This window comes from Paenibacillus sp. JJ-100, assembly GCF_948329825.1.
In the GTDB taxonomy this organism is placed as follows: domain Bacteria; phylum Bacillota; class Bacilli; order Paenibacillales; family Paenibacillaceae; genus Paenibacillus.
In genome coordinates this window covers 151,249-171,985 of sequence record NZ_CAOJCM010000001.1, presented here as the reverse complement: position 1 = coordinate 171,985, position 20,737 = coordinate 151,249, and the positions used below count along the sequence as shown (strand labels likewise).

The following is a 20,737-nucleotide window of genomic DNA, read 5'->3' as shown; positions in this document are numbered from 1 at the left end:
TATGCCTTACCAATCATATTGAAGCATCATCTTACCTGACCTTGTTACCCTCGTCTATCCTTAGTCTTCATAACGCAATTGCAAACTTCTCAGATCCATCGCAAGACCGGATACCAACATGAACATCTTCTCTGCATGCGTCTGCAAGATCCGGTTAACTGAAGCCATTCTCGCCGCAAAAATACGTTCCTCTTCTGACGGATTCAAACTAGCGTGCATCTCGTTTGTAATAACAAGTATTTTCCCCTGGTAGGACAGCAGCGCATCCATTAAACGTTGCGTTTCCATACGTTGTTGATCTAAATCTACGGACGTCCTGAAGCTTGCTGCCATCCAAGAGGTAAGACTGTCTACAATCAAAATGCGCTGATCTGCCAGAAACAGATTCGATTCTCTGTTAATCTGGATCACAACATCTGCGAGCTTAGAACCCTTCCCGACTTGAATAGCACGGTAGTGAGCAGATGGCAATTCGGGAATAACGGGATCATGATCACCAGTGGATAAATATACACCTTCCTTAGTCAATTGAGCCGCGTATTTTAGCGCAAAGCGCGTCTTTCCACTGCCTATGCCGCCCGTGACCATAATCAGCAATCCGCTCCCTCCTTCCCTACCTGTTTCTAAATAGCGGTTACTCAGTCAGTGCTTTGAGTACTTTTTTCGACTCTTCCGAATTGGCCGCAGATAATGGAATGGTGGCGAAGAGATTGCTTGGGGCATAGTTTACATCCTTGAACATTTGCATGCTCTCAAGCGGAATGCCGTACAGACGGGTTTCTTTTTTCATATCCGAGCCATCATCGCCCTTGCCTTCTTCAACCAAGATCGAGCCTTCGAATACACCGCGCTCATATTTCTTCACATCAAATACATCGTCTAGCGGAATATTCGATCCGTTCTGACCGTACTGTTTCATATCATTTTCAGGCAAAATGAAGATGTCGTGTTCGCCTGCAGCGTATTCAACCATTATTTTTTGCACATCATACATCGCACTTGTAATGATTTCTACTTTAGGCTCTTCCCCAAGCTTTTTCTGCAAATTGGTTTGCAATTGCTCTGAAATAGTGGATGGGTTACCTTGATTATCAATTATAAACACTGTGAATCCGTCTTTGCCGCCACACCCAGCTAATACAAAGATTAATGAAATGATTGCGGCTAATCCCCAAAATCTCTTCATTCCAGTTCCCCCTTTAGTCTCCTAAGTCCAATATATCACAATTGTTCCACGCAAAAAAACAACACTTATCAACAAGCCCCATAGATGCATGCAGCAAAAAAGAGATCCTTTCGGATCTCCTTCTTCACTATGTTATTTAGATATTCACTAGCGAATATTCAGCATTTATCAACGGTACATCTCATTACTTGGGTTTGACTGGATTAGCCTTCATATATTCGTTAATCTTCAAGTCCAGCAAACTGCTGATCTCAATGACAATGTCCGATGTAAATGATTTCTCTTCCAGAAAAATCTGTTCCATCTTACTTCGGAGCATACGGATCTCATCTTCCAAGGAAATGTTATGCAAGGATGCGTCATCAGGGTTCACCGACCATCGGTCGCCATGATCGCTTTCTGCAAGAACGTGTCCACGATTTGTCGGTAAATCATATTCAACACAAAACAAAGCTAACCCCTCCTCAGAAAATATTTTCCAAATATATGAAAACTCATTTCAAATTGAAATTATATCACAATATTTTGTAAAAGAAAGTATTTTTTTGGAAAAGTTCCATATGTCTTTTTTATTGATGATTCTTCCTTAAGTCTTAACCCTCTTTTTGAACTTTGTAAACAAAATTTCCGATTCGTTCCAATGCTTCGTTCAACTGAGAAACTGAGGTTGCATAAGAGCAGCGTAAAAAGCCCTCACCTTGCGGACCAAATACGTTTCCTGGCACAGCAGCCACCTTGTTCTCCGTTAACAAACGCTCAGCAAATATATCGGAACTTAGCCCCGTCTTCTGAACACTCGGAAAAGCATAGAATGCTCCCTGAGGTTCATGACAATCCAGACCGATATCACGGAATCCTTGCACAATCAAACGTCTCCGCTGATTATAGGATTCGACCATTCGATCTTTTTCGCCCAGTCCGTTCGTCAACGCTTCAAGGGCCGCGACCTGACCCATTGCTGGTGCACACATTACAGTATACTGGTGAATCTTAAGCATCGCTGCAATGAGTTCGGGATGTCCGCACATATACCCGATCCGCCAGCCCGTCATTGCAAATGCCTTAGAAAAACCACTTACCAAAATCGTGCGGTCTTTCATATCTGGAATTGAAGGAAAGCTGACATGTTTTTGATTATACGTCAGTTCAGCATAGATTTCGTCAGCAATCACGATCAGATCATGTTTTTTGATAACTTCTGCGATAGGCAGCCAGTCTTCATACGTCATAATCGCCCCTGTAGGGTTGCTTGGATAACACAAAATAACGACCTTTGACTTCGGCGTGATGCTCGCTTCCAGCGCTTCAGCCGTTAGCTTGAACTGATCCTTCGCATACGTGTCTACCCCAACTGGAATACCACCGCCAATCGATGCAATTGGGGAGTAAGCCACATAAGAGGGCTCCGGAATAAGGATTTCATCACCGGGTACAATCAGTGCACGCAAAGCCAGGTCGATCGCTTCACTCCCGCCCACAGTGACAATAATCTCATCTTTAGGATCATATGATGTATCAAACTGTTTGCACAGATAATTGCTGATCGCTTCACGCAGCTTCGGCATACCAGCATTGGATGTATAACTGGTCATGCCTCTTTCAAGTGAATAAACGCAAGCTTCACGCATATGCCACGGTGTTATGAAATCCGGTTCCCCTACACCAAGCGTGATGATATCTTTGTTGTCACCCACCAGGTCAAAAAACTTACGAATTCCGGATGGTGGGATCTCCTTGACAAGTGGAGCCAGATACGAGGACATTGTTTTGTTATTTCCGGTTGTTTGTTCATTCACTATCATGACACATCTTCCTTTACGGCGAGATCATGAGACGGTTATCTTCCTGATGGTCTTCAAAAATAATCCCGTCCTGCTTATATTTTTTAAGAATAAAATTGGTCTTGGTTGAAAGTACTGAGTCAATAGGAGAGAGCTTCTCCGATACAAAATTAGCGACTTCACGTAGGTTGCCACCCTCTACTTCAACAAGCAGATCATATGCACCTGACATGAGGTAAACGGATTTCACTTGTGGATAGAGATAAACACGCTCGGCGATTCCTTCGAAACCCCGGCCGCGCTCTGGCGTAATTTGCACCTCAATCAAGGCTGTTACTTTCTCATCGTCAATCTTGCTCCAGTTCACAACAGTGGCATATTTCACGATGACATGATCTTGTTCAAGCTGTGCTACAGCCGCTTTGATCTTATCTTCTGACTCCCCCAACATTGTTGACAGCAGAGCAGGAGTTCTTCTCGCATCTTCTTTCAATAGATCCAGAACCTTGAGTTGCAGATCATCCAAATCTTTCATCGTTTTTCCCTCCAGCATCATCCAGGCTCCTAAAATGAATTAATACTTATATTACATGAATTTAACGTCAATGCATAGACAAAAGACCGCCTGCCCTCAATTCAGGCAAGCGGTGGTATGGTCTCAGGGATATGCTTCACCCCCCCTATCCATTGGTTACATGTAATAAGGGTTACCGTAATTCGGCTGACGCGGAGTCACATTTGAAATCTGGCTGTACGGGCTGTTTTGCACTTGTTTCTCCTGCACAAATTGCTGACATTTCTGTTGTGCCTGGTGTGCAGACTGGATCTGCTTATCCAAATCCTGCCGTGGTGCTTTGGCAGAAGCCGAATACATATTGTTCTGTTGCATCAGGTTGAACAGTTCACCTTGCAACCGGAGCGTATCATTCGTCAAATTATTGAACATGCTGCGAACCGTTGGGCAAGAAGCTTCCGTTGTTGCTGTTGTGTACTCTCGCGAAGTGCGTCTTAGATCAGCGAGAATGCTTTTTAACAAATCCTGTTCCTGCATGAAATTACCGGTTTGATTGTACATGTGTTCTCCTCCTATACGCTGATAATGCATACGGCTAGTTGTGAATTAATGAGATTGGGATGGGGCAAGGGATTGATGCTGGTGCAATGTCTGGATCAATGTATTCAAGTGCTGCTCATGGGAGCGGGCATACTGATTCAATGCCTGCTGGATAGCAGGATGGGTGGAAATGGATGCTGTGGCTGCACATTGTTTGATCAGCATCTCCTCGTTCGAGATGGAATCGGCAATATAGTTCAGTTCCTTGGGACTCAGTGCTTGCATCTGTGAATTCTGCATGTACATCTTACCTCCTTGATCTAAAGTTTATGCGAGCTTATTATGACCTCGAATTGCAAAACTATACCAATGTGATGACAAAGGAGATGTTTCAGATGGACCTCGTTTATGGCAAACCTTACTGGCCTTCTACTTATAAACCGGATGTGGGTTACTCCTCTCTAGAAACGGATATTTCATGTGACTGCCTGATAATAGGAGGTGGTATGGGAGGTGCACTTACTTCCAAATTGCTTTCACAGCGCGGTTTCGATACCGTTGTAATTGATAAACGGAAGATCGCTCATGGTAGCAGTTCAGCAAATACGGGGTTGCTGCAGTATACTAATGACAAAACGTTGACTTCGTGTATAAACACATTTGGCGAAGATAAAGGCGTCCGCTTTTATCAGTTGTGCCGTGAAGCCATGCTGCACCTTGCAGAGATTGCAGGAAGTCTGAAGACGGATCCTTGGTTTATTCCGCGAAACAGCTTTTGTTTTGCCAGTGTTGAGGAAGATGTTGCTCTGCTTGAGGAAGAATATCGAACCTTACAAAAATATGGTTTCGAAGCAGAGCTGTGGGATGCAGATCAGATAAAAAACCATTTTCCATTTGAGAAACCGGCTGCACTGTACACCAAGGGTGATGCTGAAGTCAACCCGTACCGCTTTGTTCAAGCCCTATTTGAATCAGCCATTCAACATGGAGCACGAATCTACGAACAGACGGAAATGATTCATTGTGACTATGACGATGAAGGTGTGTGGTGTTACACCCCTAAGGGTAAAATTCGAGCGAAAAAGGTTGTCTACGCTGCCGGTTATGAAACTCAGGAGATTAAGAAAGACAGAGGAGCATATCTGAAATCGACATATGCGATCACAACCAAACCACTCCCTGATCTGAGCAGTTGGTATGAGGAAGCCATGATTTGGGAGACAGCGCGTCCTTATCTATATATGCGTACCACGCCAGACCATCGAATCATAGCGGGAGGACTGGATGAAGAAATACCTGATCAGGATCAGCGTGAACTGCGTGCCAAAAATCAAGGCGATGTTCTGCTGGAAGAAGTCAGATCCTATTTCCCACTTGATGCACTTGAAATTGACTACGTCTGGGGTGCAGTGTTTGGCAATACACATGATGGCCTCCCCCTCATTGGAACACATCCAGAATATCCACACTCTTACTTTGTCGAGGGCTACGGGGGGAACGGAACGGTATATAGCATGATTGCTGCTTCCCTGATAGCAGATGCCATCAGTGGTGTTGAGAATGAAGATATGAAGCTATTCTCTCTGACGAGAACCAGCAAGCCTTCTCCAGTATAAAAGTGAACATGGTTTAAAATACAACCTTACGGTTGTCATTACCATAAAAGGGTACAACACATGGAAAGATTACATCTTTTCCTTGTTGTACCCTTTTCAAATCATTTTATCAATCTATGGCTGGAATCACGAAGCCGCCTTGTTCAATTGCTTTCGCATAAAAATCCAGCCAAGTAAAGGAAAAGCACCTAGTGTGATGATGAGCCAAATAATCACTTGTTGCGCATGAGAATTGACAACAGCGATCATAAATATCGCCAAACCAAACAGACGTCCAGACATTAGACACAATTCTCTTAATACGACAAGTTCAACCCTTTTCTCCACATTTTCGCCGCTCGTGCCCATCATGTCGAAACCTGCAGAGATCATCGGCAAAATATAAAGTGGCATCGCTATTGCACTCCCAATCCCCATGAATAACAGCGTACCGTAGGATACTTTCCAGAGAAGGGGCAGCAACACCAATAGCAACAGAACGGAGCCCGTTAACATTCCTTTGGATCTATAATGAGGTTTGAACCATTTTCCAGCAGCCCAATAACTGGTTAGAGCTACTGCTGAAGTAACCAGGGAGAACTGTCCGAGCTTGTATTCCTGAGTTGTTGCCAGATAGACAAGCAATGCAATGAGAAAAGCAAACACACCTTCTCGAGCCCCTTGTGCAAATAATCCCATCGCTAGCGGTCGCCAAGGACTGTTGGGCGTGGACAGTTGATGGATCGGTTCTGACCAGCGGTATGTACCGCTGACCTTTCGCTTTTTCAGAAAAAAACTAAAGAACACGGCGATGATATAAATGACAAGCGACACCGTAAAGATCAGCCGATATCCGGTATTGGCCGTCATTCGTGTAATAAGGAGACCAGAGAACCACGGTCCGATAATGCCTGTCATGGAACCAAGCAAGCCAACCCAGCCATTAAATAAGTCTCTGTTTTCCCGATCCGTAACCTCAAAGTACACTACATTAAATGCGAGCCAGAAGAGTCCAAGTGCACAGCCTAGGAGTAGTCCAAGGGGCCAGATCCAATCCACAGCACGTGTGCCTGTCCACAGAACAAGCATGTAGAATATTCCGGTTAAGGCGATTCCCAGCCTCAGCGCACTCATTTTATTATGTTCTTTCACCCATTTGCCAGCAAGCCAAAATGTGACTCCGATCGCCAGTTGCTGACTTATCGTGAACCAGCCGAGCATCGCGTAATCGGGACGACTCTTCCAGAGAAACACATTTAGAAATGTACCGGACAATGCTCCCGCTAACGCAAACAATCCATTCACGCCCAAAAGCAGAATGGATTGTTTTCCCAAAGTAATCTTCATCTGCTCCTCCTTCATCACCTGATACAGACTTACGTGAACAGGTGACTCTTAAGCGTTAGCGTACCCCAAGCCGGAGGAAAACATAATGAATCTTTACTTTTTTATTTAAGTTGTATTCCGTTTAATTCAGAGATGTCAATGTGTACTCAGATTCTGGATCAACTTCAAGCGGTCATCCTCAGACAAACTGTATTGAACCTGAAAACAACCAGAGCATACATAGGTCAGGACCGTAAACGGAGGTGATAACACGGAGCCTTTACCTGAAGCCGCATTAGCAACCGGCGTAAACGTATCTTGGCTAGCTGCTTGCGATCCAGCTAGAATCATGAATTCCCGGCAATGTGGACACTCCGGTACTTCCTCTTGCTGATCTAACTGTTTCTCCACACCTTGCTCATACAGAATCAGATCATTACCTTCATCTGCATATTTGTTCAATGTACGCAGCTCGGGCAACTTCAATTCCACTTCATCACCCCAGAGTGACGTCAGGTCTGACACCTGCTCTTTATCATTAGCAATATCCTCGGCTTGAAACTCCTCATCGCTGTCATCGTTCTCGTCGCCAATGTTAATGTTTAATGTACGATAACCCTTTAATTCATTGTGACAATATGGGCACTCTTCTTCCGGTCCGAGTTCCTCATCCCAAACAATCTCTGTTTGACACCAAGGGCATACTGTAGTTTCCATCGTGTATCAACCTTTCTTCTCAAAAATCACGTATTCAAAACATAGATTACACCGATGGCAAAAAATACAATCGATGCTGCAAACAAAATCCGTATCAATATTTTCATCATCGATCCCCCTAGATAATGCTTGCACCAATAACATAGGATAGTGAGACAGAAATGATCATCGATATCAATCCGACTGCTCGGTTATCCGCTTCAATCTCCCGGTCAATTGAAAACACTGGCGTCAGGAATTCAAACAAAAAATAAGCAACGAGCAACAATACGAATCCAACAATGGACCAGGTCATCGCTTCATATACCGAAGATTTTGCCTGAATGCAAAAACGGAGCACATTGCAAATTCCAAAGATTTTGCCACCCGTAGCCATTGCCACAGCCACGTTACCTTGTTTGATCTCCGTCCAGCATTTATATTTCGTCACCAGTTCGAAGCATGCCAGAAAGACGAGCAGCTCCATAATGGCTACCGAGAAGAAACCGAGGACCATCCCCAAAGGATGAGACAGCAGTCCATCAATCACTTCTTTCACTCCCCATTCTCCTCCCCAAAATCTGTTATCCAGGCATCTGAACAGCAGATTTAATCATTCATCTTCGGGCTATTCCAGTTCAGCGACAGTTACACCATTGCCGCCTTCTCCGTAATTACCCAGACGATAACTTTTTACATGCTTATGCTTACGCAAGTAATCTTGAATACCAGAACGCAAAATTCCCGTCCCTTTACCATGAATAATATACACTTGACCCAGATTCGCAAGGAAGGCTTCATCGATGAAACGGTCCGTTTCCATTAATGCCTCTTCCAGATTGGCACCTCTCAAGTCCAGCTCACTCTTTACATTATCGTCACGAGTACGCTTCACACCTGTGACTGGTTTTTGCTTCGGCTGTTTGATGGCTGGGGCAGGTTGTTGCAGTTCCAGATCATCAAGTGACACCTTCATCTTCATAATTCCGAGTTGTACAACGGCATCTTTGCTGCCTGCCATCTCTACAACATGCCCCTTCTGGTTGAGACTGTAGACAAGCACTTCATCACCTGGCCCGATGGCACGGGTTTTCGGAGCGGCTGCCTTTTTAATCGTTTTTTTCCGTTTCTCCGGCTCAGCTTCATCTAGCTGTTTGCGGGCTGCTATCAATTTGTGCTCTTTTACAGAAGCGCCTTCTTCCAACGCAAGCTGACGGAGATCAGCAATAATTTTTTCTGCTTCAGCACGAGCTTTGTCTATAATGTTCCGCGCATCTTCCTCCGCTTTTTCGATTCGGCGGTCTCGCTGCTGTTCCAGCTTTTCTAGTTCAGCTTGGTGACGGCTGCGCAATTTCTCCATATCTTGACGAAGGGTCTCTGCCTTCTCGCGTTCTTGTTCAGCCGTAAGGCGATTCTCTTCAAGAGAGGCGATCATATGCTCAATGCGCTGATCTTCTTCCTTCACTTCACCACGAGCATAGTCCAGAATGTACCCTGGAAGGCCTAGTCGCTCTGCAATTGCAAATGCGTTACTGCGTCCAGGTACACCAACAAGAAGACGATAGGTCGGACTAAGCGTGTTGATATCAAATTCCATGCTGGCGTTAATTACACCTTTTCGCTCATACGCGTAAGCTTTTAACTCACTATAGTGAGTTGTTGCAACCATACGGCAACCTGTCCGATGCATATGCTCGAGCATAGAAATCGCGAGTGCAGAACCTTCCGCCGGGTCTGTTCCTGCTCCAAGCTCATCCAGCAGGATAAGACTTTTCGGGGTCATATGTTTCAGAATGCGAATAATGTTGGTCATATGACTGGAGAACGTACTCAGATTCTGTTCAATACTCTGCTCGTCTCCAATGTCAGCATAAATGGCATCAAATACACATAACTGACTGCCATCTTCGGCGGGAACAAACAGACCCGACATCGCCATCAAGCTCAATAGACCAATTGTTTTCAAGGTTACGGTCTTACCACCCGTATTGGGTCCGGTCACAATAATAGAGGTGTAATTGTTACCGAGTTCCACATCAATGGGAACAACATGTTCAATGGGAATCAGCGGATGACGTCCCTTTTTCAACTTCAGGAAACCACGGTCGTTCATACGAGGCAATGTCGCTTTCAGTTCACGGGCTAGGCGAGCTTTAGCAAAAATAAAATCCAGCGATGCTAACAAATCGACATCATAGATTAGCCATTCACCTTGCTCACTGACAAGTGCCGTCAATTTCTGCAAAATGATTTCGATTTCACGTTCTTCCCGTATCCGAGTTTCACGTAATTTGTTGTTCATCGCCACAATGGATTCCGGCTCTATAAAGAGTGTTGCTCCTGAACCTGACTGATCATGCACGATACCACCGAAATACGAACGGTACTCCGCTTTAACCGGAATAACAAAGCGGTCTCCTCGAATCGTTATGAGCTGATCCTGCAACATTTTGGATACCGTAGACGAACGGATCATGGAATCCAGTTTTTCACGTATACGTGCTTCTCCCCCGCGTAATTCACGCCGAATCTGAGCTAGCGTCACACTCGCACTATCTGCAACTTCGGCATTATCATCGATACAAACACGAATCGCGTCTTCAAGTTCCTTTTGCTCCGATAACTGATCACTAATAAAGAAGAGAGACTCCATCGGCTCATCTTCATGAAGCGCTGCAATCTGACGTTTCAAGCGTCTGGCTGCTTGCGTTGTCGTGGCAATGCTGAGCAGCTCATGAGGATTGAGTGTACCGCCAATCTCAGCTCGTTTTACGGAAGCAGTGATGTCTACGATCCCCCCAAATGACGGCGACCCTTTCAGCCTTTCAAAGGTAAAGGCTTCATCCGTTTGCTGAAGCAGGCGTTTTACTTCTTCCAGATCACTAACTGGCTCAAGTTGGTCTGCTTTTTTCTTACCCATAGACGTTTGAGCAAAGCTAATCAATGTATTTAAAATTTTGCGATATTCCAGCGTGTGTAATATTTTCGTGTCCAAATGTACAACTCCTTCCAACTATATCTGTATTATAACGAAAGAACGTTTGTCATGCTATTTAACGAATCCTTCCACACATAACTTCAAGCCCAATGCCACACACTACGACAGTCAGGATTGTGCTATCATGCGGCTCGCTAAGAGATGACATGCTAATTATCAATCCAATCTGAACAAAGGAGGTCACCCCCATGAAATTTCTGGGCCATGTCGTACGATTTATTATCGCAGCTATCGTATTAGTGGTGGTCAGCTGGATCGTTCCCGGTTTCGCCGTTGGCGGTTTCTGGAGCGCATTGATGCTTGCTCTGGTCATCGCTTTGCTAGGCTGGATTATTGAGGGAGTCTTTGGTAAAAGAGTGAATCCTTTTGGCCGGGGAATCGTCGGCTTTATCGTCAGTGCGCTTGTGATTTGGCTGGGTCAATATGTCGTTGATCACGTTGAGGTCAGCCTTCTCGGTGCCATTCTAGCCGCTCTGGTCATCGGGATTATCGATCTGTTTATTCCGGTGTCTACCCCGTTTGATGCTGGACGTAGCTCCAAAAGCTAACACTTGAAATGACTTACCTCTCGTTACGAAGACGTATCAACCTCGGAAGGCCAGTGGCCTGAAGAGGTTTTTTTCATATTTGAGAGTTTTTTCATATTTGAAACATCCACAGAACGTGCATTCGATCAAATTTCAAAAAAACGACATACCCGACATGTACAGGCATTGTCAAATTGAGGTATGATGACTGGAGTAATGATTCAAATTTTATACAACTCACACGTAAGGAGGCAAATGATGAAGAAAGGTATGACATGGCTTGCCGCCTGTATGTTAATTCTTGTTCTTGCTGCGTGCGGAAGCAACAACGATTCTCAAGCATCCGAACCGGAGGCTACTGCCAGTGAACAATTGGTGATCAAGGCGAGCAACTACGAGTTCGATCAACCTGAATACCGACTAAAAAAAGGTGTCCCGGTCAAGATTGTTTATGAAAACGTCAACGGAAATCACGGTCTCCTGGTACCTGAGCTGAATCTTCAGCTGGATACTCAGAAAAGCTCCAAAGTAATTACCCCTGAGAAAACCGGTGAGTTTGAGATGTCTTGTTCCGTTTTTTGCGGTTCAGGTCATAGTAGCATGATCTCCAAAATTATTGTAGAAGAATAAACTTCAAAACAAGGAGCCCCCGTAGCGACGGGAGCTCTTTTGTATTATAACAAATTGTGCAAGCGTTCGCTGGTCAAAACCTCAACGAACGAAAAAGCGATCCGCTACGTTTGGTCCTGCTCAATCAATTCAATCCATTCGTTATATTCCGTCTGTAATTTCGTATATTCATCATGTAGCTGACGATACTCTGTGTTTAGCTTCTCCGCTTTCTCCTGCTCCATTTCCCGCTCAACTTGCAGCAGACGAAGCTGGTTAGCGGCTAACTCATAACGTTCACTAATTTCTCGCAGTTCATTCTCCATAATCCGCTTCTCTTCATCAGCTTCGGTCAATAGCTGCTCTCGCTGTGTCTGTTCTTTCAACAACTGCTCTCGTTCCTGCGTCAGTTCATCCAGCTTCTCCGAGCTTGCCGCGCTTTCACGTTGCCACGTTGTCAGCTCTTCCTCCAGCGCTGTCCATCGTTCCTGCCAAACTTGCTCCTGCGCCGACCAATCATCCGCACGTTGCTGCCAGACCTGTTCCTTCTGCTCTGCGGCATGCACTGCCTCTTCCAATTGTGCTCGCAGCTCTTGTTCTCGTGTCGTCAGCTGTTGAATACGGGAAGATAACTCGGCTTGACTAGCAGAGAGATCCTCATGTTTGATTTGCCATTCGAGTGCTTCCTCTTCTGTCTGTGCGAGCTGATTCGCTTGCTCCGCATAGCGTTTGGCAAGCTGCTCTGCCGATTGTCTTGCTTCATTAAGTGCCTCTTCCAGGTTTTGTTTCTCCACTTCCAGTTCACTCATCCGGGAGCCAACGTTTTCTTCACGTTGCAGAGCATCACTGTAATCGTTACGAATCTGCTTATACTGTTCTTGCAGACGGCTCAACTCCTCTTGAGCCCCTTGCAATTCATCCCGAGTGTCATTCAACTCATGACGAGTGCCCTGAAGTTCCTCGACCAGTTGTTGTCGCTTCTCTTCCAGAATCTCCGTTTCCTTCTCATATCGAACGGCCTCTTCATTGTACAGTCTTGCTTCTTCCTTCACGACTGTGAGTTCATCATGCAGGGACTGAACACCCGCTTCCAATGTCTCATTCTGTTCGGTTGCTTCCAAAATCTGATTCTCCAGATCACCAATGTCAGCCAGTCGCTGTTCAGCAAGTTCTTTCCAAGATTGTTCACTCTCAGTGAGGGCAGTGATTTCATTTTGCAAAGTGCGTACTGCGGCATGAGCTTGCTCAAGAACTTTTTGCAGTCTACGCTGTTCCTCTTCAGACTTAGCTTCTGCCTCAAGGAGATGCTGTGCATCCTGCTCAAGCTGGGCATGCTGTTCTTGAAGTTTGTGAAGCTGAGCTGTGATCGCCGTTTCACGATCCACCGCTTCATTGTACTGATCTTGCCACTGCTGCTGGGACTCACGAGCCTGATTCAACGACTGCTCCGTTTCGCGAAGTTTGTTTTGAAGCTCCATGCTGTCTTCTTTCAGCTGATCGAGCTGCTGCTGGAGCTCAGCAATGCGACGCGTTTGCATCTCCAGCTCCTGTGTGCGAGCCTTCTGCTCCTGTTGCAACGACTCCACTTGAGTACGCTCTGCCTGCAGCAGCTGTTCCTGTTCGGAAACCGTCTCTTGCGCCTGTTTGAGTTGTTGACGAACCTCTACCAACTGTTCATTGATCTCTGCAAGTCGAGCAGATGCTTGTGCACGTTCATGCTCGAGCTGACGCTTCAACTTGTCCTGCTCTTGCTTAAGGCGTTCCTCAGCAACAGCTTCGATCTCCGCGGCACGGGAAGTAGACGCCTCTTGCTCTGCTTTTAGTTGTTCTTCAAGTATTGACTCTTTCTCCATCCATTCCAGTTCGGATTGTTCTGAGCGGGCTGTGAATTCCGCTTGTAGCTGTTCCATGGCGGTTTGAAGCTTCTGCTCTGCTTCAAGCTGCAACATTTCTTGCTCCTGCTTCGCTTGAGCTGCAAGCGCGTCCCTCTCTTGCTGCGCTTGTTCCAAACGCTGATTCATCTGTTCCTGCAGCTTATCATATTGAAGAGTTGCCTCCTTCTGCACCTGCTTCAATTTGTCTTCAGCCTGCTCCAGTTCGGACAAAATTGTCGATTCAGCTTCTTCTCTGGCTGCCTGTACTTGCTCCGCTGCCTGAGCTTCCACTTTTTGACGTTCAGCAACAGCCTTACGCTCTACCTCTTTCAATTGCGCTGCGCTTCTGTCCTGCAATTCTTTATATTGGGCAGCCGCTTTGGCCTGCACCTGTTGCAGCTCTCTTGCAGCATGTTGCTGGGCTTCTTTAAGCTGCGCAGCAGACTGCGCCTGTAGCTGCTTGAGCTGACTTGCCGCCTTGTCTTCTGCTTCTTTTACACGTGCTGCGCCTTTGGCTTCTGCCTCTTTAAGTTGTGCAGCCGTTTGAGCTTGCAGTTTCTGCATTTGCTCTTTCATCTGGCTGCGCTCCTGCTCCAATAAACGATTCAGCTTCGAGATTTCAGCCTGTTTCTCAGAGGCAAGCTTCTGCAAAGCCTGCTCCACCTCATTTTTCTGCTGCTTCACCTCGGCGATCAACTGGTCGCGTTGCTGCAATTCTTTTTGATGTTCACTCTGAATGGCGTTTAACCGATTAATTTCATTTCGTAGTTCTGTTCGTTCTCCAGTGAGCATTTTAAGTTCGTTTCGGATTTCTTGCGTCTGAAGAGACTGTTCAGCCATATGTACAGCCGCAAGTACAGCAATGCGCGGTGTATCCAAACGTGAATGACTTTTGGAGATAGCGCTCATGCGCTCATCTACCAGATTAGCTACTTGTTTCATATAGTCGGCACTGCTGCCAACCAGTTTATAGGAAGTCCCGTAGATCTCTACGGTGACGCGTGTACGATCAGGTGTAGTCACAGTTGTGCCCTCCTTCAAGTCTGTATGTTGATTCTAAGCTGTCATGACAAAAAAGTCACATCGATCCTCTAATGCTAAGGATTCGATGTGACTTCAAGCAATTCCTGCTAATCTTTGTTCAAAAAATTGACTTCCGTCCTATTTACGCAATTCTGCGTTAAATTGCTCTTCCAGACGTGCTACCACACGGGCATGGACTTCAGTAATCTCTTCATCGGTCAGTGTGCGCTCACGATTCCGATATACCAGAGCCATGGCCACACTTTTCTTGTCTTCACCTAATTTGCTACCTGTGAATACATCGAATACCTGTACCGTCTGTAACAGTTCACCTGCGGATTCACGGATGGCGCGAAGCATATCACCCGCCTCAATCTCCTTGTTAACGACTACCGCAATATCCCGCTCCACTGCCGGGAAGCGTGGAAGCTCGCGATAACGGATATCCGCATCCGCTTCCTCATAGATTGCTTCAAGAGCGATTTCGGCAACATAAACATCGTTCAGATCATATTGCTGTTGTAGTTCTGGATGCAATTGACCAAGAGTACCAATCAATGTACCTTCGTTGCCCTCTTTGCCATCCAGATATACGGAGGCAGAACGCCCTGGATGGAACCCTTCCGGACTGTTCGCTACGAAACGAATTCGCTGCTCCAGCCCCAAGTATGCAAACAAGTTCTCAAGTGCACCTTTGATGTCAAAGAAATCTACTTCCTCTGCTCCAACATTCCATTGCTGCGCTGCACGGTTACCTGTAAGGAGCAGTGCCAGTACTGGAATTTCATGTGGTTGCTTGGTCAGTTTTTCTTCCTCTGTGAAGAATACACTTCCGATTTCAAACGCAGCGAGTGAATCCTGTTTCCGATTCATGTTGTATACAGCAGCATCCAGCATCTGTGGCAAAATACTCGTACGCAGCACACTGCGATCCTCGCTCATCGGCATAGCCAATTTAACGGCTTTGCTTCCTTGAGTCAATGCAGGGAACAGCACAGCTTTGTCCGGATGGACAAAGGAATAACTGATCATCTCCTGCCAGCCGCTACCCGACATCACTCCACGGATCGTACGACGAATGGCCTGAGGACGCGTGTATGCCCCTGGTGTAGTTGGACCTTCAATCCATGTGGTTGGAATGTTGTCGTATCCGTACAACCGCGCAACCTCTTCGAACAAATCGACATCTAGTGTGATATCTCCTCTGCGCGTTGGCACTTCAACATCGAGAACGCCCTGCTCCCCATCACCATAAGTAAAATGCAATCGTGAGAAGATCGTTTTCACCTCAAGCAAAGACAGATCCGTTCCCAGATAACGATTCAGTCTGTTCAGAGACAGTTGAATGACACGCTTCTCGGAAGCTTCGACGCCAGCCTGAACAATGCCTTGGTGTACTTGGCCAGACGCATAACGCTGAATGAGTTCAGCCGCACGATCCAGAGCGGTAATAACCGCCCCCGGGTCTACCTCTTTTTCAAAACGCAAGCTTGCTTCGGAACGCAGCCCCAGTTGGCGCGACGTCTTCCGAACAGTTCCGCCATCGAACTTGGCGGACTCCAGCAAAAGATTCACGGTGCTTTCCGATACCTCGGAGTTTTCACCGCCCATAACCCCAGCGATGGCGACAGGCTTCACGCCATCGGTAATGAGCAGCATATGCGGCTCCAGTTTGCGCTCCTGACCATCCAACGTCACAATCGTTTCGCCTTCATGGGCCATGCGTACTTCAATGCGGCCATTCTCCAGCTTATCTGCATCAAACGCATGCAGCGGCTGACCGTATTCAAGCATGACATAATTCGTAATATCTACGATATTATTAATCGGACGCACACCTGCTGCCATAAGACGGTTTTGCATCCAGAGCGGGGAAGCGCCAAGCTTGATTCCAGTCACATAACGAGCTGCATAGTGGCTACATTGCTCCTGTGCTTTGATCGCTACAGAAATATGATTAGCCGCTTCATCGCCAGCTTCGACTAGCTGATCTTTCGGATTCGGCAACGTCACTTCACGTCCCAGAATCGCTCCCACTTCGTATGCTACACCACGCATACTCAAAGCGTCGGAACGGTTCGGTGTCAGATCCAGCTCCAGCACATGATCGTCCAGACCCAGTACCTGGCTGATTGGTGTGCCGATCTCTGTGTTTTCCGGCAGAACAAGGATACCTTCTTGTTGATCTTTAGGCAGCAATTTATCGTTCATGCCGAGCTCTTTGGCGGAGCAGATCATACCGAGCGATACCACGCCGCGCAGCTTAGCCTTTTTGATATCCAGCCCACCAGGGAGTTTCGCGCCTACGAGGGCTACTGCTACCTTTTGACCCGCATCCACATTTTTCGCTCCGCAGACGATCTGTAACTCTTCCTCTTGGCCTGCATCAATCACACAGACATTCAGTTTGTCCGCATCCGGGTGCTTCTCCTTACTCTTCACATAACCGACAACGACCTTGTTTACACCCTGGTTGCGGTTCTCCACTACATCAATTTCAATCCCTGCACGCGTAATTTTCTCAGCCAGCTCCTGCGGTGTGACACCTTCAAGGGCAATATAATCAGACAGCCAATCTGTCGATACTCTCATGCACGTTCACTTCCTTAATCTATTTATTAGTGTAGCGCTCAATCTAATTACAACCGTCCGAATTGTTTCAGGAAAGTCAGGTCACTGTTGTAGAAATGACGAATGTCATCAATGCCGTACTTCAGCATTGCGATCCGCTCTACCCCCATACCGAAGGCGAAACCACTGTATTTCTCCGGATCATATCCGCCCATCTCAAGCACTTTCGGGTGAACCATGCCACCGCCCAAAATTTCAAGCCAGCCTGTTTGTTTGCAAACCCGGCAGCCGCTGCCACCGCATTGTACACAAGTTACATCCACTTCTGCGCTTGGCTCGGTGAACGGGAAGAAGCTTGGACGCAGACGAATCTCCGTGTGGGCCCCGAACATCTCACGTACAAACTGCAGCAACGTTCCTTTCAGGTCACTCATCCGAATATTCTCGCTAATAACGAGGCCTTCTACCTGGTGGAACTGGAAGGAGTGCGTCGCATCATCGTCATCACGGCGGTATACTTTACCTGGACAGATGACCTTGACTGGCACTTCACCCTTCATACTTTGCATCGTACGTACCTGTACTGGAGAAGTATGTGTGCGCATCAGCAGATCTTCAGTAACATAGAAGGAATCCTGCATATCCCGGGCCGGGTGATTCTTTGGCAGATTCAGCGCCTCAAAGTTATAATAGTCCATTTCTACCTCAGGACCTTCCGCAACACGGTATCCCATACCGATGAAAATATCTTCGATCTCCTGCACCACTTTCGTCAGTGGATGCAGTCCGCCTTGACGTCCGCGACGTCCCGGCAAAGTCACGTCAATCTTCTCCGATTGAAGTCGCTTCGCAGTCTCTTCCTTCTGGAACTGCTCCTGCTTGCGGTCGATGACTTCTTCAATCGCTCCACGAACATCGTTGGCTACTTGCCCAATGACTGGACGCTCCTCAGCACTCAGCGCACCCATACCGCGCAAAATCTCAGTTAACGCACCCTTTTTTCCCAAATACTTTACACGCAGATCACCAAGCGCCTGCGGATCGTTCACGCCAGACAACTGTTCTAGCGCTTCGATCTTCAAAGCTTCTAAACGTTCTTTCATGTGTAATTGCCTCCTTAATGTGCTGTAATTGCAACAAAAAAAGGCCTTTTCTCCCCAAAAGGGACGAAAAGACCGTGGTACCACCCTTGTTAGACTCCCGATGTCACATCGTATCATGCAATGCAACACGTTCTGTCTCACTCTGTACGGAATAACGACCGTTAACCGTTTGCCCCTACTGTCTTCGCTGTGTGTACACACATCATCAAGTTCAGGGAACCGCTCCGGAGTGAATTTCAGCAGCCTGGTTCTACAGAAACGCTCTCAATCTACGGCGCTTCCTCCCTGTCCAGAGGCACTGCTTACTTGTCTCCATCAATACGTTTGTTCAATTCAAACCTTTATCGATACTAATGATCGATGATCGTTCATTATTATATGCAAAACACGGCAAAATAGCAAGCATGTCATCAGGCTATGTTGAAGATGCACCTTGCTTCTTCAGCTCTTTCAATCGCTGCTGAATTGCACGAATCTCGGCTGCTTCCGCCTCTCTCTCTGCCGCGGACTCAGCGACCACAAGACGTTCACGTTCTGTCCCCGCACCGCTCACCGGAGAAAGCAATTCGGACAGTCGCATCTCCAGCCGCAGACGTTCGTCATCCGAATCACGAGTATCCAGTGCAGACTCCCGTAGCTTCACAGATTGCTCCCAATCTGCCACACCGCCCTCGAAGAGTGATATCGTTCCGTCCGGCTTCAAGTCACATAGGCGATTCGCCAGAGATCGAATCAGCATCCGGTCGTGGGATACAATAACCAGTGCGCCAGAAGCCTCTTTTAACACATTCTCCATCACTTCTTGGGTATCAATGTCCAAGTAATTGGTTGGCTCATCCAGCACTAGCAGATTGGCACCGCCGAAATACAGTCTAAGGAAAGCAACGCGACACTTCTCCCCCATACTCAAGTCGCCAATACGTTTGAACACATCTTCTCTCGAAAATAAAAAACATCCCAGAATAGTCCGTGCAGCACTCTGTGTCATGGAAGGAAGAACCAGTAAGCTGTCTAGCAACGTTGCTTCCTCTGGCAAACCTTCAAGCTCTTGTGAGAAGTAACCGATGTTGAGCTGTGGATGGCGACTCACCTTTCCCTGCGAAGGCTGGAGCTCACCAATCATTAATTTCAGCAGCGTGCTCTTCCCCGTTCCATTCGGTCCGCGAACCGCGAGCCGATCCCCGCGCTCTACGGCAATTCGCAAATCGCAAAGAAATGACTGCGCAGGATTATACGAGAAACTTACTTCTTCCAGCGCAAGAAGCTGCCTAGCCCCGATTGAGCTCATCTGGAGTTCCATGTTCAATTTGGCGGCTTCACGCGGTTTATCCACCCGCTCATTCTCCAGTCGTTCCAGCTGCTTCTGTTTGGCATGGTAACGTGAAATATTTTTGTTGGCTCTGGCCTTGTAAAAACTCTGAGTGATCTTCACTTCCTGATCAGGTGCAGCTTTGTGGGCCTTATGAAACCACTCTTGGTAATTGCGAATCGTTTCCTCCAGAGCTTTTCGCTCCAACTGCTGTTTACGATAGAGTGTCTCCTGTTCCTTTAGCTCTCGCTCTTTATGCGCTTTATAATCTGTATATCCGCCTTTATATTTTTTCAATTGGTCAGGGCTGAATTCAATCACACTAGTCGCTACCCGATCAATAAATGTTCGGTCATGGGATACAAACAAGACCGTCCCTTCGTATGCTGATAACCAGTTTTCCAGCCAGCGCATGCTCTCCTCGTCCAGATGGTTGGTCGGTTCATCCAGGATCAGGAACTTGGGCTTGCTAACCAACAGTCCAGCAAGCCTGGCTTTCGTTTTCTGACCGCCGCTGAGTGAGTGATATGGCATGCTCCAGTGTTCTGCGGTTAACCCCAGACGGGTCAATACCTTCTCCACCTCGGTTTCCCACATGTATCCATTCAATTGCTCATATTCTTCCAATGAACGGGCATACTCGTCAAGTAAGTTGGCATTTCCGGCAGCATCAGCATCGCTCAATCGGCGCTCTAATTCATCCAATTTTCGCTTAATCTCGTCCATACGCCCACTCTCCTGACGTACTGCATCCAGTACCTTTAATCCACTTGGCACCTCTGAACGTTGTCGCATGAACCCCCACTCGGGTAACGGAAGATGACGGTCAATACGTCCACCACCTTGCTCTTCGCCAAGTATCATGCGTAAAAGTGTTGTTTTGCCGCATCCATTACGGCCTAAAATGGCGAGTCGTTCGCCTTCGTTAATTTCCAGGTTCAATCCTGCGAACAATTCAATACCGTTCCATTCTTTTGATACTTCATGCAAGCGTACCAATGTCATCATGAGTCCTCATCCTTTCCTGAACAAAAAACAAAAAAATCGCTGGCATCAGCCGGCGATTTAGCAATTGTTATGGATTT

General features: G+C 46.8%; 18 protein-coding genes. 3 read left to right on the top strand and 15 right to left on the bottom strand.

Annotation, left to right across the window (positions count from 1 at the left end; translation table 11 throughout):
* Positions 1-60: 60 nt before the first annotated feature.
* The 7 genes from PQG66_RS00900 to PQG66_RS00870 all read right to left on the bottom strand — a co-directional run bounded on the left by PQG66_RS00900 (position 61) and on the right by PQG66_RS00870 (position 4,321).
* The gene (locus PQG66_RS00900; protein WP_272036395.1) at positions 61-588 is read right to left on the bottom strand and encodes a bifunctional adenosylcobinamide kinase/adenosylcobinamide-phosphate guanylyltransferase; all 528 of its coding nucleotides are present in this window, start codon (positions 586-588) and stop codon (positions 61-63) included.
* A 46-nt stretch (positions 589-634) separates the two neighbouring features.
* Positions 635-1,186 carry a hypothetical protein gene (locus PQG66_RS00895; RefSeq protein WP_272034094.1) on the bottom strand — a complete coding sequence of 184 codons (552 nt, stop codon included), beginning with the start codon at positions 1,184-1,186 and terminating at the stop codon, positions 635-637.
* A 184-nt stretch (positions 1,187-1,370) separates the two neighbouring features.
* Positions 1,371-1,559 (bottom strand): aspartyl-phosphate phosphatase Spo0E family protein, encoded by a 189-nt coding sequence (locus PQG66_RS00890; RefSeq protein ID WP_308722269.1) that lies wholly within the window; start codon positions 1,557-1,559, stop codon positions 1,371-1,373.
* A gap of 220 nt (positions 1,560-1,779) precedes the next feature.
* Entirely contained in the window at positions 1,780-2,988 is a 1,209-nt protein-coding gene (locus PQG66_RS00885) for an aminotransferase class I/II-fold pyridoxal phosphate-dependent enzyme (RefSeq protein WP_272034091.1), read from the bottom strand.
* A 13-nt stretch (positions 2,989-3,001) separates the two neighbouring features.
* Positions 3,002-3,502 (bottom strand): Lrp/AsnC family transcriptional regulator, encoded by a 501-nt coding sequence (locus PQG66_RS00880; RefSeq protein ID WP_272034089.1) that lies wholly within the window; start codon positions 3,500-3,502, stop codon positions 3,002-3,004.
* Between the two features lie 156 nt (positions 3,503-3,658).
* Positions 3,659-4,042: a spore coat protein gene (locus PQG66_RS00875; protein WP_272034087.1), complete on the bottom strand. Its 384-nt coding sequence runs from the start codon at positions 4,040-4,042 to the stop codon at positions 3,659-3,661.
* Positions 4,043-4,087: 45 nt separating this feature from the next.
* Entirely contained in the window at positions 4,088-4,321 is a 234-nt protein-coding gene (locus PQG66_RS00870) for a hypothetical protein (protein WP_272034085.1), read from the bottom strand.
* A 95-nt stretch (positions 4,322-4,416) separates the two neighbouring features.
* On the opposite strand from PQG66_RS00870, the gene PQG66_RS00865 reads away from it, so the two are divergent.
* A complete protein-coding gene (locus tag PQG66_RS00865; RefSeq protein ID WP_272036393.1) occupies positions 4,417-5,637 on the top strand; it encodes an NAD(P)/FAD-dependent oxidoreductase in 1,221 nt (406 codons plus the stop codon).
* Between the two features lie 126 nt (positions 5,638-5,763).
* Here the strand turns inward: PQG66_RS00865 and PQG66_RS00860 are convergent, their stop codons facing one another.
* The 4 genes from PQG66_RS00860 to PQG66_RS00845 form a co-directional block, all read right to left on the bottom strand.
* The gene (locus tag PQG66_RS00860) at positions 5,764-6,963 is read right to left on the bottom strand and encodes an MFS transporter (protein ID WP_272034083.1); all 1,200 of its coding nucleotides are present in this window, start codon (positions 6,961-6,963) and stop codon (positions 5,764-5,766) included.
* Positions 6,964-7,098: 135 nt separating this feature from the next.
* On the bottom strand, positions 7,099-7,659 hold the full coding sequence (locus PQG66_RS00855) for a hypothetical protein (RefSeq protein WP_272034081.1): 561 nt from the start codon (positions 7,657-7,659) through the stop codon (positions 7,099-7,101).
* A 118-nt stretch (positions 7,660-7,777) separates the two neighbouring features.
* Positions 7,778-8,155, bottom strand: coding sequence for a DUF350 domain-containing protein (locus tag PQG66_RS00850; RefSeq protein ID WP_442955024.1), 378 nt, complete (start codon positions 8,153-8,155; stop codon positions 7,778-7,780).
* Positions 8,156-8,266: 111 nt separating this feature from the next.
* A complete protein-coding gene (locus tag PQG66_RS00845) occupies positions 8,267-10,633 on the bottom strand; it encodes an endonuclease MutS2 (RefSeq protein ID WP_272034077.1) in 2,367 nt (788 codons plus the stop codon).
* 191 nt (positions 10,634-10,824) lie between these two features.
* Between PQG66_RS00845 and PQG66_RS00840 the strand changes: the two genes are divergently transcribed.
* Both PQG66_RS00840 and PQG66_RS00835 read left to right on the top strand, forming a co-directional pair.
* Positions 10,825-11,184 (top strand): phage holin family protein, encoded by a 360-nt coding sequence (locus PQG66_RS00840; RefSeq protein WP_272034075.1) that lies wholly within the window; start codon positions 10,825-10,827, stop codon positions 11,182-11,184.
* Positions 11,185-11,418: 234 nt separating this feature from the next.
* Positions 11,419-11,793 carry a cytochrome C oxidase subunit II gene (locus PQG66_RS00835; RefSeq protein WP_334220746.1) on the top strand — a complete coding sequence of 125 codons (375 nt, stop codon included), beginning with the start codon at positions 11,419-11,421 and terminating at the stop codon, positions 11,791-11,793.
* A gap of 104 nt (positions 11,794-11,897) precedes the next feature.
* Here the strand turns inward: PQG66_RS00835 and PQG66_RS00830 are convergent, their stop codons facing one another.
* The 4 genes from PQG66_RS00830 to abc-f all read right to left on the bottom strand — a co-directional run bounded on the left by PQG66_RS00830 (position 11,898) and on the right by abc-f (position 20,660).
* Positions 11,898-14,669 (bottom strand): hypothetical protein, encoded by a 2,772-nt coding sequence (locus PQG66_RS00830; protein ID WP_272034073.1) that lies wholly within the window; start codon positions 14,667-14,669, stop codon positions 11,898-11,900.
* Positions 14,670-14,807: 138 nt separating this feature from the next.
* Complete coding sequence (gene pheT / locus PQG66_RS00825) at positions 14,808-17,261, bottom strand: phenylalanine--tRNA ligase subunit beta (RefSeq protein ID WP_272034072.1); 2,454 nt, start codon at positions 17,259-17,261, stop codon at positions 14,808-14,810.
* 47 nt (positions 17,262-17,308) lie between these two features.
* Entirely contained in the window at positions 17,309-18,343 is a 1,035-nt protein-coding gene (gene pheS / locus PQG66_RS00820) for a phenylalanine--tRNA ligase subunit alpha (RefSeq protein WP_272034070.1), read from the bottom strand.
* Positions 18,344-18,758: 415 nt separating this feature from the next.
* Complete coding sequence (gene abc-f / locus PQG66_RS00815) at positions 18,759-20,660, bottom strand: ribosomal protection-like ABC-F family protein (protein ID WP_272034068.1); 1,902 nt, start codon at positions 20,658-20,660, stop codon at positions 18,759-18,761.
* Positions 20,661-20,737: the final 77 nt, after the last annotated feature.

Bases quoted from the DNA above. Each gene is read 5' to 3' on its own strand.
- PQG66_RS00875 (WP_272034087.1), bottom strand. From the start codon at position 4,042: ATGTACAATCAAACCGGTAATTTCATGCAGGAACAGGATTTGTTAAAA.
- PQG66_RS00880 (WP_272034089.1), bottom strand. From the start codon at position 3,502: ATGAAAGATTTGGATGATCTGCAACTCAAGGTTCTGGATCTATTGAAA.
- PQG66_RS00855 (WP_272034081.1), bottom strand. From the start codon at position 7,659: ATGGAAACTACAGTATGCCCTTGGTGTCAAACAGAGATTGTTTGGGAT.
- abc-f (WP_272034068.1), bottom strand. From the start codon at position 20,660: ATGATGACATTGGTACGCTTGCATGAAGTATCAAAAGAATGGAACGGT.
- PQG66_RS00850 (WP_442955024.1), bottom strand. From the start codon at position 8,155: ATGGTCCTCGGTTTCTTCTCGGTAGCCATTATGGAGCTGCTCGTCTTT.
- PQG66_RS00900 (WP_272036395.1), bottom strand. From the start codon at position 588: ATGGTCACGGGCGGCATAGGCAGTGGAAAGACGCGCTTTGCGCTAAAA.
- PQG66_RS00870 (WP_272034085.1), bottom strand. From the start codon at position 4,321: ATGCAGAATTCACAGATGCAAGCACTGAGTCCCAAGGAACTGAACTAT.
- pheS (WP_272034070.1), bottom strand. From the start codon at position 18,343: ATGAAAGAACGTTTAGAAGCTTTGAAGATCGAAGCGCTAGAACAGTTG.
- pheT (WP_272034072.1), bottom strand. From the start codon at position 17,261: ATGAGAGTATCGACAGATTGGCTGTCTGATTATATTGCCCTTGAAGGT.
- PQG66_RS00860 (WP_272034083.1), bottom strand. From the start codon at position 6,963: ATGAAGATTACTTTGGGAAAACAATCCATTCTGCTTTTGGGCGTGAAT.
- PQG66_RS00885 (WP_272034091.1), bottom strand. From the start codon at position 2,988: ATGATAGTGAATGAACAAACAACCGGAAATAACAAAACAATGTCCTCG.
- PQG66_RS00840 (WP_272034075.1), top strand. From the start codon at position 10,825: ATGAAATTTCTGGGCCATGTCGTACGATTTATTATCGCAGCTATCGTA.
- PQG66_RS00835 (WP_334220746.1), top strand. From the start codon at position 11,419: ATGATGAAGAAAGGTATGACATGGCTTGCCGCCTGTATGTTAATTCTT.
- PQG66_RS00865 (WP_272036393.1), top strand. From the start codon at position 4,417: ATGGACCTCGTTTATGGCAAACCTTACTGGCCTTCTACTTATAAACCG.
- PQG66_RS00895 (WP_272034094.1), bottom strand. From the start codon at position 1,186: ATGAAGAGATTTTGGGGATTAGCCGCAATCATTTCATTAATCTTTGTA.